We start from the raw sequence: 12,874 nt of genomic DNA, 5'->3' as shown, positions 1-12,874 counted from the left end.
ATGCTGACGGTGGGATGAAAGCGTTAAAGAGTGGCCTTTAACGCTTTATATTGCTTGAGTTGAGCGCTATTAATCCTGCGTTAGTGCGGTTTAGGAATGACAGTGCGCCATTCTAACCATTCAGGCTCTGCGGTTGCGTATAGATAAAATGAGCGTTCAGGCTTGGCAATAGCCGATAAAGACGAGGCTTCGGGAGTCGAAAATGCAATGCCGCCTTTTAATAAGCTTTCCACCGTACCTGCTTTTACTTTTGCGCCGCTAAGCCCGACAGAAATATCTAAACCTGAGACATTCCAAAATAGTGAGTTTTCTCGAATCAAATACGCATAATCTTTATCAATATCTATGCTGATGATCACTCGGTCGGCCAAATCACCAAGGCGAACATCACTGACCAATCCCACGGGTATTTCGCGATATAAAATCGGAGTGTTTGGCGCAATAGAGCCTTTGACTTTACTTTGTAGATAAAAACGAACCGTTTGTTTACCGGGTTTTTGCTGATAGAGGGTAAAGTTGTCTTGTCGCTGCTTGTTGCGGGCAGGGTTCACTTCGATACTTGGTATTAAAGCGCTGGCTAAATTCTTCACCCCAGACAAGCTCACTTCCGGGCTCACTACCCAAAAGGTAGAGCCTTTAACCGCCACTTTATCCACATATTTTGGGTAAATACGGGCCAGCACTTCCACGCCTTGTTTCTCGAAAAGAGGTGAAACTACGGTCACTTCACCCACATCGACGCCTTGGTATTTAATTTTACTGCCTGTAGTGATGGATGAGTTTTCAGTGGCGTTTAGGCGAATGATTTTACCGAAGTGGCGCGCTGCATCCTGATCAGGGTAGAGTTTGTAGTGATGACTGAGTTTATTTTCAACGCCTGCGATGCTATCAAAGGCGATGCCGCCTTGTATTAGTCGGGTTAATGGCGCCGCTTTTACTGAGACTCCGGTTAACCCTGCTTTTATATCAACCCCTGAATGGTTCCAAAATACGGTATCGGCTTTAATTAAATGCCGATATTGGCTATCCAGTTTAATCGATACTTCCATGCCCGAATGTCCAAGCTCATAATCGAGCACTTGCCCAACAACTAAGTTGCGATAGAACACTGGGCTTCCAACGTTAACCGGAGGCAGCTCACTTGAAATAAGGGATAGGATTTGATGACCTGATGCACTATCAAGAGCCAATTGGGCTAACGATTCATTGTCATACAGGGCGTAGCTAGAATTAATTGATGGCTTGCCGTCTTGAATAAAGCTAATACTGCCAGCCAGTAAGTGTTGGATAGGTGGAATATCCACATTTAACGCGCCTGCGTCCAAACTCGCTGAAACGCCACTTGAGAAGTAAAATCGGTTTTTAGAGCGAATCAAATCGCGATATTTGGCGTCAATTAGGACGTTAATTTTAACGCCTTCTTTTTGTAGTTGTGACGACGTAACGTGCCCAACTTGAATACCTTGGTATAGCACGGCAGAGCCGCTATTGAGACCGAAACTGTTTTTTGCCATTAAAGACAGCGCCACATTACTGCTGTCTTGCACGTTCAGTTCATCTTGTTTAACGGCTTTAAAGGAGCGAGAGGCTTCACCTTCACCGGGTAACAAGGTGAGAAAGTTGCCGGTGACAAAGTTGCCTAGGTTATCGATGCCGCTCAGGGAAAGGGAGGCTTCTTCTAACAAAAACTGTGAGCCTGAATTTAAAAGATCGTGATAGGCAGGCTCTATAGTGGCTTGCGCTACGATGTCGGCTCGGTCTTTGCTTAATCTGATGTTGGTAATTTGACCAATCTCAATACCGCGATAAATCAACGGCGCGCCTGACGGATTGATGTTGTTGTCATCGGGTAGAGTGATTGAGATAGGAATGCCTCGTCCTGCGGTGGCAAGATCTGGGTAGAGTCTAAATTCAGTATCCGAATCCACTTTGTGTCCGCGAGCAGGAGAATCGACCGCTATGCCTCCGCCAATAAGGGCCGCTAAACTCTCGACGCTGACATCAACGCCATCAAAGCCCACTTTGGCATTAATGCCAGAGACATTCCAAAAGCGGCTTTCGCTGGTAATTATGTGTTCATACTCTTCATCAATCAGCGCACGTAAAATGACAGACTTGCCTTCTTGATCAAGGTTAAAACTGTAGATCTCACCAATCGGGATTTTTCTAAACAGGATTTTAGAGCCGACATTGACCGAGCCTAAATCTTTACTGCGCAAGGTCAGTCGCAAACCTTCAATATTGCCGCTGTGTAAATCTTGTGGCGCTTTTGGCAGAGCGTTGTATGAGAGCGGCACTTTATTAAACCCAATAGTCGCGCTTTGTATGGCGATGTAATTGCCCGACACTAACGCATCTAACCCTGACACACCGGAAAGACTAGCCGTAGGTTTTACTAGCCAAAACTTAGTATCTTCGCCTAACAATTGTTTAGCATTGGGGTAGAGCTCGGCATCAACGTAAATACCGTCCAGATTTGGCGCTAATTCCAGTTTTCTGACCATGCCCACTTCTAAGCCTTGGAAGCGCAGTGTGGTGCGTCCGGCAATTAAGCCTTGCGCGTTAGAAAAGTGAATACGGATATGTTGCCCTGATTCGCTAATGCTTTTGTACATTAGCCATCCGCCCAATAGTAAGGCAATGATGGGCAGCGCCCAAAGCGGTGAGAGTCCCGTTGAACGCTTAACTTTAGGAGACGGCAACGAAGAGTGGGTTGGCTCGGTCATGAAAAAGTATCACCAGTTGAATTAGATTGAGTTGAGTGGCTATCGCTAGTTTTTTTATCGCTAGGGCTTTTATCGCCAAGGTTTGTAACGTTATGGTTTTTCCATATTAATTTTGGATTTAATGCATCGGTTGCGAGCATGGTAAAGATGACGACAACGCCAAAGGCTACTGCGCCATAACCTGGGGTAAAGTTCAATATTTGTCCGCGATCCACTAGTGTAAGCATAATAGACATCACAAAAAGGTCGACCATTGACCATTTTCCTATCCATTTAACGATGTAAAACAGCATCATACGTTGTCTATGAAAGACAGTGCGTTTGAAATGGATACATAACAGTAAATATAAAATCCCCAATATCTTAGCCACAGGCACTACGATACTGGCGACGAAAATTATGATGGCAATCACCAGCATGTCGTTGTTAATCAGTGAAATGACGCCAGAAAAAATGGTGTCCTCGATTCTTGCGCCATTGGCAAACAATATCGAAATAGGCACCACGTTAGCTGGGATTAAGGCGATGGTAGCCACAATAAGAAATGCCCAAGTCGCCTGTAGCGATCGACTTTCATTAAAGGTAATGGGTTGATGACAGCGAATACAGCGTTGGCTCGTTTGTTGTGCTTGTGATGTTTGCTGTACTAGGTGACACTGCGGGCAATCTTGCAAATGGCGGTTTATCTGACCCATTTGCAGTTTTGGCAGGCTAGGGCGCTCAACCGCTAAGGTCTGATCAAAGCTTTGCCAATATTTTCTCGGGCTCACGCGTATCACTATGGCAAGACACACCAGTTGTAATACGCCTAAAACTGGTAGCGATAAGCCAAAGATAAGGTCGCTATAATCGGTGAGCTTAAAGCAGCAAATAGCAATACTGACGATATAAACATCAATCATCATCCAGTGTTTTAAATGATAAACCCCGAACATGCTCCAGCGCATTAACGAATAATGTTGCCATTTGAGGGCAAGATTGGCGGTGATAACGCTCACGCACAGCGTTATGGGTACTAAAAAGCTACAAAACAGCACTAATAAGCCAACAAAGGTAAACCCTTCATCTACTAGCAGTACCACACCTTGTAATAAGGTGGCGTCAATGTGCTCACCGAATAAACGTATTGATAAGAATGGGAAGAAAACCACGGGAATAAATAGCATTAAGCCGACAATGGCGAGTGCCACATCTCCCGAGCAGGTGTGACGGTGCCCACGATAAAGTTGCGTATCGCAACGTGGACAATAGGCATTTTGATTATCCGCAATCGGGGGCGCCGCTACCGTGATGCCACAACCTTGGCAAACTCTTAGCTGCGAACTTGAATAGTGTTCATCCTGGCTTAGCGGTGAATGCTTAGAAGAGCTCATTGCGATTTTAGTAACTTACTTTGAATGTTTATTGTCATAGTCAGTTTAGATTCAACGATTTATGAGTTACAGTTTGCAGTATATACGCAATATCGAACTTTGAATTCAACAGAGAAGCGTATACAAAGGTTTGGTTACAATTTCAAAATAGGTGATTAAGTGAATATTAAAGACTACCAAAGGGTTATACAACAGGTTGAAGCGTTAATTGGCGATGAAACAAATATAATTGCGAATCTTGCGAACATCAGCGCTGTACTTAATATGGAATTGTCCGATATTAATTGGGTAGGCTTTTATCTTAAAGAAAACGATCAGTTGGTTTTAGGCCCATTCCAAGGCAACCCAGCCTGCATTCGAATTAATTGGGGTAAAGGGGTATGTGGCACCGCAGCTGCAACCAATACAGTACAGCGCATTGAAGATGTACACGCATTTGAAGGTCATATTGCCTGTGATGCAGCCAGTAATTCCGAGATTGTTATTCCGTTTTCAATCAATGGTGAGGTGTATGGCGTATTAGACATCGACAGCCCTAAACACGGTCGATTTAGTGAAATTGATGAGCAAGGGCTAGTTTTATTGATGGATATGGTCGAAAAATTGCTCAATAAAGCAATTAACTCTTAGTAAAATAACACTCGGGTGTGGTTTTTACTTGGCATCTCTTTATAATAGCGCAGAATATTATTGAGAATCTCGCGCACAAAGTCGCGTTTAATCAGGAACCCGCATGGAAAACACCGAAAAATTAAAAACCAGCAAAGAAGTGATTGCGTACATTGCTGAATGCTTCCCTAAGTGCTTTACTTTAGAAGGCGAAGCTAAACCTCTGAAAATTGGTATTTTTCAAGATTTAGCAGAACGTTTAAGTGAAGATGCGAAAGTGAGCAAGACTCAACTTAGAGCAGCGCTAAGACAATACACTTCTTCTTGGCGTTACCTTCATGGCGTCAAAACTGGTGCGGTACGTGTTGACCTAGATGGCAACGACTGTGGCGTACTAGAACAAGAACATGTGGATCATGCGCAACAAGCTCTTGCTGAAAGCAAAGCTCGCGTAGCAGCTCGCAGAAAAGAGCAAGCTGATAAAGCTCGTGAAGAGCAAAAAGCAAAACGTGCTCAAGCTAAAAAAGCCGCACCAGCTCGTAAACCTAAACCACGAGTTGAGCAAGCTAAGAAAGCCCCAGTTGAAACACGTACATTGAACAGCGATGAAATCACTGTTGGTAATAATGTAAATGTGAATATGGGTAAAGGCAACATGGCTGCGACCATCGTTGAAGTCAACAAGGATGATGTGCGAGTGCAACTCAATAATGGCCTACAAATGGTCGTTAAGGCGGAGCATCTTCGCGCCTAAAAGGAGCTTATCCTGCGAATGAAAATGCGTTCAAAGATTACGCTGATTGCAGCTAGCGTTATGCTAGCTGCGTCTGCACAGGCTGTTGAAGCAAACCTATCGGTAAAAGATTTACCGGTTCTCACCCCAGAGCTTCAACACCAAACGGCTGCAAAACGAGTCACTTCTCGTTTTACTCGTTCTCACTACAAGCAATTTAAGCTTGATGACCAATTCTCAGCCGAGATATTTGATCGATATCTCAATATGCTAGATTTTAGTCGCAATCTCTTTACTCAATCAGAAGTCGACGGTTTCAAAACAGAGCGCACTCAGCTTGATGAAGCACTCGTTGCTGGTGATAACACCATTGCTTTTGAGCTTTATAACATTGCAATGCGTAAACGCTTTGAACGTTATCGCTACGCGCTTTCTTTACTCGACCACGAAATTAAGTTTGATGTGGATGAATCGATAGAGTTAGACCGCAGCAAAGAAGCTTGGCCTGTTGATGAAAAAGAAATTAACGATCTGTGGCGCAAGCGCGTTAAATACGATGCGTTAAACTTAGCTCTGACAGATAAAAAATGGCCTGAGATCAAAGAGATACTGACTAAGCGTTATAACAACGCCATGAAACGAATCTCTCAATCTCACAGTGAAGATGTTTTTCAGCTGTATATGAACGCCTTCGCTCGCCAAGTAGACCCGCATACTAGTTATCTATCTCCTCGTAATGCCGACTCATTCCAAGCGGAAATGAACCTTTCTTTAGAAGGGATTGGCGCTGTGTTGCAAATGACCGACGACTATACGGTGATTCGCTCACTTGTCGCTGGTGGACCTGCTGCAAAAAGTAAAGAGTTGAACGATGGCGATCGCATTATTGGCGTAGGTCAAGAAGGCAAAGAGATTGTTGATGTGATCGGTTGGCGTTTAGATGACGTCGTTGAGCTGATCAAAGGTCCAAAAGGCACCAAAGTCATTTTGCAGATTTTGCCTGAAGGTAAAGATGCGAAAAGCCGTGAAGTCACTATTGTTCGTGACAAAGTTCGCTTAGAAGATCGCGCAGTTAAATCTGAAGTGATTGAAAAAGACGGCAAAAAGTTTGGTGTACTTGAAGTGCCTAGCTTCTATGTTGGTTTATCTAAAGATACCGATAAGCTGATTACAGAGCTTAAAGCCAAAAACGTGGATGGCATCATTGTTGATCTGCGTAACAACGGTGGCGGTGCGTTAACCGAAGCAACCGCGCTATCTGGCCTATTTATTACTAGTGGCCCAGTGGTGCAAGTACGTGACAGTTACGGTCGCATTAATGTGAATTCTGATAACGATAATCTGATCAGTTATGACGGCCCGATGACGGTACTGATTAACCGCTACAGTGCATCTGCCTCTGAAATCTTTGCCGCTGCTATGCAAGATTACGGCCGAGCGATCATTCTTGGTGAGAATTCCTTTGGTAAAGGTACAGTGCAGCAACACCGCTCGTTAAATCATATCTACGATTTGTTCGACAATGAATTAGGGTATGTGCAATACACTATCCAGAAATTCTATCGAATTGACGGTGGCAGTACTCAAAACAAAGGTGTGATCCCAGATATTCAATATCCAACACCGATTGATCCTGCTGAAACGGGCGAGAGCGTTGAAGACAATGCGTTGCCATGGGACAGTATTGAGCCGGCTAAATACAACACAATGACTGATGACACAGCTCTTGTTAAGCAGTTGACTGCGCAACATGAACAACGTGTGCAAAAAGACATTGAGTTTGGTTTCATTAAAGAAGACATCGCTCGTTATAAAGAAGAGAAAGATTCTAATGAACTGTCTTTAAACTTGAAGACACGCCAACAAGAATCGGATAAACGAGACCAAGAGCGTTTACAGCGAATCAACACTCGCCAGAAATCCCTTGGTGAAAAAGCCTTTAAGTCTTTAGACGATGTTCCAAAGGACTATAAAGCGCCAGATGCTTATCTTGATGAGTCAGTTGCTGTCATGGTAGATATGTTGTCGGATACAGCAAACTAATTCGTGTTTAACGGGTAGTACAACGTAAAATTAAAAAGTGGCTTTAGGCCACTTTTTTTGTGTCTGTGAATTATGCGATGCACAAATTCAGTGTGAGAGAGATCAAATTTTTCGCATATTTTCCTAACTCGCTCTAAGCTTATTAAGTGAACGCAAGTTGGGGATTGTGATGAAAAAATTATTATTGGTGTTAATCATGATGCTGTTGCTGCCGTTTAAGGTCAGTGCTGATAACAACCCAGAAGCCAGTTTCGATTATCCGTTTATCCTTGGTGAGTGGTATATCTCTAATACTGAACCCGATTCTAACCAAGAAGACTTTTTGGCGATTCGTTTGCGTTTAAGCTCTAATTATTCGTTTTCTATTGATATTCAAAAGCGAGATTATTCAGTAGAGCATTGGCAAGGCACGTATAACGCCAGTAATGACAGCATTATTTTGGGTTTAGATACACCAACGCCACAAGTTTATGCCTATACGACTACACACAACCGTCTCAATTTAAATGGCATTACGTTTTACAAAGCATTATCAACGCCATTAGCGGGGGTATGGTCGAGTCAAACATTATCCGGTGATGATTTACTGGCCAGTAATGTGCAAAAACTGGATCTTGTTTTACAGCCAGATTTTGTGTTCATGTCACGATCCAGTGGTATTGATGGTCAAGAGTCGATAAAGCGGGGCATTTATTATATTGAAGACGAGCATATTGTTTTGCTCTACGAAAACGGCGAAACCCAATCCAGTTACAATCTGCAAGATGACATCTTAACGTTGTCGGGGGCGGGTACAGATATGTATGCTGAGCTGGCAAGGGTGCGTTAATTAAAGTTGGCCCGTCGATTTTAGTTTGTTCTGAATCATCATCACTCGTTACGCTAGCGTAATAGTATTTATAAAGGTGCCACTCGGTCTAGGCATTGCGCTTTGGTGGTGCTATTACTAACGGGGCTTAGGTTTAAAGTTTGTTGTTGGCAAACTCATTCTGTCGGGTGGACGACACTTGTTACCAAGTGCCGTCTCCCTAAGAACCCAGCGTGCAACTTTCACTGCACTAGGCTCAAGCCTCCACAAAGGCATCAAATGATACCCAGCAACTTATAAAGCAGTCGGAGCAGGTTCGTTCCAAGAGTTACGAGCTAGCCTTTTTGACTTCCTTTTAGCCAAGTATTCTTGGTATTGAGGGTCAAATGGTGTCACTGCACTTCGGATTTTTACATGCCTTTCTATTGGCACTTTGGCTATTTGGAAGAGATTGAACTGGCAATCCATATCCATGATCTTCCGCCAACCGTGAAACTGCCACTGGCCTTTTCGGTTGATGAAGTATTTTAGGGCGATCCAAGTTTTAGACTTTGTTGGATGACGCCTTTTAGCCCAGTGCCATAACGTATGGAATAGCTTGTGACCTATATATCCGAATACCTGTTTAGCCACGCAGTGTCGATAATAGTTCGACCATCCCCTGAGTTTCGGATTTATCAGTTTGATAAGATCATTCACTGGAAGGGTTACGTGCTTTTTGATGAGTTCACGCAGGTTGCTTAAGAACATCAACGTATTGGATTTACTCGGCTTAATGAGCAGTTTTCCTTTATACTTCCTATGGTTGAACCCAAGAAAGTCAAAGCCATCGTTGATATGAGTAATGTGCGTTTTCTCTTCGGATAATGTTAAGCCTCTTTCCGCTAAGAAATCAGCAATCAACGGTTTGATATCGTTCTCGAGCACTTCCTTTGAAGCGCAAGTGACGACGAAATCGTCGGCGTAACCAATAAAGTTGGCTCTTGATCCTTTCATAAGAGCGGTAGACTTAACGCGCTGTTCGAGCCCCGATAACGTCATCAACATCAAGGTTGGGGAAATGATCCCGCCTTGCGGTGTGCCTTCATCGGTGTCGTAAAATAGCCCTTTATCTACAAATCCAGACTTTAGCCACTGCTCCAGCATTCGTTTATCCATGGCAATGTTATCCATAAGCCATTGATGCCCGACTTTGTCGAAGCAAGCTTTAATATCTCCTTCAAGAACCCATTTAGCCGATTTCTTTAAAGCTAAACACTTGAAGCACTGGTCGACAGCGTCAGCCGTGCTACGATTTGCTCTAAAGCCATAACTATTAGGGTCGGCAATTGTTTCTGATATGGGCTCTAGCGATAATAGGTGTAGTGCTTGTTGTGCTCTATCTATCATGCATGGAATGCCCAGAGGTCGAAGTTTGCCATTCTTTTTTGGGATATAGATACGCCTGAGTGGTTTCGCTTGATAAGCTTTCCGACTCAGTTGATTTACTGCTTTCATACGACGCGTGTCTGTGTTCCAGACAACGCCGTCTATTCCAGGCGTTTTACTGCCTTTATTTTGAGAGACTCGCTTAACAGCAAGAAGTTTAGCTGAGCGAGAGTGAGTCAGTATCCACTGCAATGCTTTTGCTTTGCCATGTTTACCGTCTCTAGTTGCCTTTGCGATACGCATTTGAAGCTTTAAGACGTTCGCCTCTACGGTCTTCCAGTTAATGGATTGCCACAGTGCATTGTCAGAAGATGCACTAATCTCATTCGAAATCATCATTTGCTTTTCTTCCTTAATAAAGTTATTCAAACTCTCTCGCAACGAGAGACCAGTTGGAAGTGGGCTCACTTTCATGATCAGGCACAAGCCTGTATCTGCATCGTTACAATGCAGCCTTCGCTTTTTCCAACCTCCTATACCTGCATCACTATCGGCCACAGAGGCTTTCCCAGAGGGAGTGATACAGGCTTACCGTGTTCCGTATGTCACGCAATGTCAGTTTAGATGCCCGCTATGGTGCGGAGAGTTCAATGATCACGAAAGAGCATGGGGCAATCTCTTTCCGACTCTCGTGCCTTTTTGGCTACAGCGTATTAACCACTTCCGCTGTTTGCAAACATAACGCGCCTTGAGCGGATTCACATATGTTCATCATGCTGACTACCTAGCACTCACCCGATTGTGGTTATCAGGAGGATCGTCCTCTCACGATTCAAATCCCGAACGGCATGACCCCGTTCTTCGTTACATTGTCAGAGCCGCTACTTTATTCAGGCTCCTAGGTTCATCTGGTGATACAGATGGTTCATACATTAAGCGGTGAACAGCGCTTCATACGACTTCACGTCGCACGCCCCGAAGTTTCTTACAATGATTTGACTAACTTTTCCTAATGCCAGTCAAGTGCCTAGTTTTTTCAGGCTTTACCATATGCTTCAATACTATACTTAGCGAAGGTGAACCCTATGGCAATAGTTCATCAAGAATTGAAAATGATCGATAAATTAAAGACCTAGCAGCATCCTCTAGGTCTCGACGGAAAATAAACAATATTTAGATTGATTTTGAGATCAAGTCAGCTTTTAGTAGCCCACCTTTGGTCAATAATTTAGGTGAAAAGTTAGGGTTTCTACGCTGTTTAAAAGCGGCTAGAATTTTCTGTAATCCCTCAGCTTCGAGTAAAGAAATGTTTATTTCGGTATCCATATCAGCTGCATCAATGAAGTCATCAGAAAATGCAGGTGCAACAATAAGTACTTGAGCGACTCGATGCCCGTTGCTTTCACAGCGCTTAACATATGCTTTAACTTGTCTAGATGTTGAAGAGTATTTAGAAAACTGTCCATTCTTAAATGACTTTGCTTCACCAACGATGACATCATCATTTTCTAACGAAATGATGATGTCAGCTTTGTCTTTCGCTGTATTGATATCTTTTCTCAAATCTTCATCAATAGTCATGCCTAGTTGTTCTAAAATCGAACGTGTCGCCTCCTCAAATTTCACACCGATATCAGCTTCTTTGATATCAATACCTGCAGTTTGAAGTCCTTGAAGGTCACGGCAGGCCAAAAGATGATAGTTTTCGATAAGTCGGTCATTGGCACTGGCAAAACTCTCGATAATTTGGCTTCTAGGGTTGCCACGTCGAGGTAAATTCATATCATTGCGGATAGTCTTAATCTCATCATTGCTATAGAGATAAAGGATATCTAGTGGTGTGATACTTAGTGCTTTGAGGCGTTCAGGATCAAGTGTCTCCTTGTTTTCAATTTCGAAGTCTGCTCGAATCCTATCTTCAACATTTAATTCTTTTTGAGACAGTACTTCGAGTAGTTCTTTATAGCCACTTACACTAAGTACGTTAAACTCTTCTTCTTCTGATGACCTTAGGTGTTCAATCAAAACGTCAATGCGATCTTGTAACCTTGTCCCTATTCTTGAAATATCGAGGTCCATATCTTCAATGAGTTGCTTGATACGTTCTTTTCTCTGATTTTGAGTGGCGTCTTCAGCATGGAGATCTGTCATTAAAATGCTTCTGATGGATAAGCCAGAGTGTGCAATGGTGGTTATTTTAACTTGTCTCTCAACTCCCCTAATTTTGTAGCCGTGGTTTTTGAGTATATTGGAAAGGTCAGCATCAGAAAGTGACCTAAGAATGCGAAGGACATATTTATCATGCAGCTCTTTTCCAATAACGCCATGAAGAGATTCGATAATTTCATCGGCAATCATAATTTCAGAGCGACGGCGGTTGATAAGGATGACACCGTTTTCTCGAAGGTACTCTAATGAACTTTCAATACCTAGTTCTGGAATCGGGTCTACAGAGTGTTCAATCGCATGAACTTCCTCTCTAGAAAGCGCAAGGCGTTCAGCTAAGACATTTAAGATGCTTCGCTCATCTTCAGATATTTTTGCAGTACGATTAGACCTTAAATCGTTGTTAAATGCAGCTTTCATGCACTCACGGTAGATATCTAGGCGATTCAATCGCTCAAAGTCGCTTGAGTCGTTTTCTTCAATATCTTTTATGAGGCTTTGGCTTAGCTTATCAATCTCGGCATATTCTTTGGCATAAAGATTTTCAATCCAAGGAATGGTAGCAATGCAATTCCCATCTCTGACGAGGATATTAATAAGCAAAGACACTTGAGGTCCGCCGATAGCGATTTGTTCTTTTAGATGTTTTTGGAAAAGATTTTGAATTAGGCTAAATAATTGCGTGATTTCATTGCCTGATGCTGCTTTAAGTTGGCCATCGATTTTCTCAAGTTGTTTGGCTAAATCGGTATCTTCTTTGCTGTCTTGGCATAGCTTATCGATACAATTTACAAACTTTGATCGCTCGACTTGATTTGTGTGGTTAAGAACAAGATTTAACTTCATGAGAATGCCCTGCTGAAATACGTAAAGTAATCGATCAATGATAACTCCGCATTTTTAGCAGGTATATAAATCAATATTAATCTGTTAACCATGTCACTGGTTTGGTATGAGAAACAGGTAAATCCCGAAAGCAACTTACACAATTAACACTGAACTGTAAAAAAGTGCTGTTAGGCTGTCCAGAGATGTGCCTGTATGATTG

At 42.9% G+C, this 12,874-nt stretch carries 8 protein-coding genes; 4 read left to right on the top strand and 4 right to left on the bottom strand.

Annotated features, from left to right (window positions below):
• Positions 1 to 80 precede the first annotated feature (80 nt).
• Complete coding sequence (locus QV280_RS06540; protein WP_152819896.1) at positions 81 to 2,726, bottom strand: MlaD family protein; 2,646 nt, start codon at positions 2,724 to 2,726, stop codon at positions 81 to 83.
• Positions 2,723 to 4,099, bottom strand: coding sequence for a paraquat-inducible protein A (locus tag QV280_RS06535; protein WP_152819897.1), 1,377 nt, complete (start codon positions 4,097 to 4,099; stop codon positions 2,723 to 2,725). The genes QV280_RS06540 and QV280_RS06535 overlap by 4 nt, the downstream gene beginning before the upstream one ends.
• A 159-nt stretch (positions 4,100 to 4,258) precedes the next feature.
• Here QV280_RS06535 and QV280_RS06530 point away from each other — a divergent pair, with 159 nt between their 5' ends.
• From QV280_RS06530 to QV280_RS06515, 4 genes are all read left to right on the top strand, one after another.
• Positions 4,259 to 4,729: a GAF domain-containing protein gene (locus QV280_RS06530; RefSeq protein WP_261822417.1), complete on the top strand. Its 471-nt coding sequence runs from the start codon at positions 4,259 to 4,261 to the stop codon at positions 4,727 to 4,729.
• A gap of 103 nt (positions 4,730 to 4,832) precedes the next feature.
• The gene (gene proQ, locus QV280_RS06525; protein ID WP_152819898.1) at positions 4,833 to 5,462 is read left to right on the top strand and encodes an RNA chaperone ProQ; all 630 of its coding nucleotides are present in this window, start codon (positions 4,833 to 4,835) and stop codon (positions 5,460 to 5,462) included.
• An 18-nt stretch (positions 5,463 to 5,480) separates the two neighbouring features.
• Positions 5,481 to 7,484, top strand: a complete 2,004-nt coding sequence (gene prc, locus QV280_RS06520; RefSeq protein ID WP_152819899.1) for a carboxy terminal-processing peptidase — start codon at positions 5,481 to 5,483, stop codon at positions 7,482 to 7,484.
• A gap of 169 nt (positions 7,485 to 7,653) precedes the next feature.
• Positions 7,654 to 8,313 (top strand): hypothetical protein, encoded by a 660-nt coding sequence (locus QV280_RS06515; RefSeq protein WP_023404682.1) that lies wholly within the window; start codon positions 7,654 to 7,656, stop codon positions 8,311 to 8,313.
• Positions 8,314 to 8,586: 273 nt separating this feature from the next.
• Here the strand turns inward: QV280_RS06515 and ltrA are convergent, their stop codons facing one another.
• The gene (gene ltrA / locus QV280_RS06510) at positions 8,587 to 10,059 is read right to left on the bottom strand and encodes a group II intron reverse transcriptase/maturase (RefSeq protein ID WP_152819900.1); all 1,473 of its coding nucleotides are present in this window, start codon (positions 10,057 to 10,059) and stop codon (positions 8,587 to 8,589) included.
• A gap of 774 nt (positions 10,060 to 10,833) precedes the next feature.
• On the bottom strand, positions 10,834 to 12,672 hold the full coding sequence (locus QV280_RS06505; protein WP_152819901.1) for a hypothetical protein: 1,839 nt from the start codon (positions 12,670 to 12,672) through the stop codon (positions 10,834 to 10,836).
• Between the last annotated feature and the right edge of the window lie 202 nt (positions 12,673 to 12,874).

This window comes from Vibrio sp. B1Z05 (assembly GCF_052955985.1).
The sequence above is the reverse complement of the archived record's forward strand: the minus strand, read 5'-3'. Positions and strand labels throughout refer to the sequence as shown.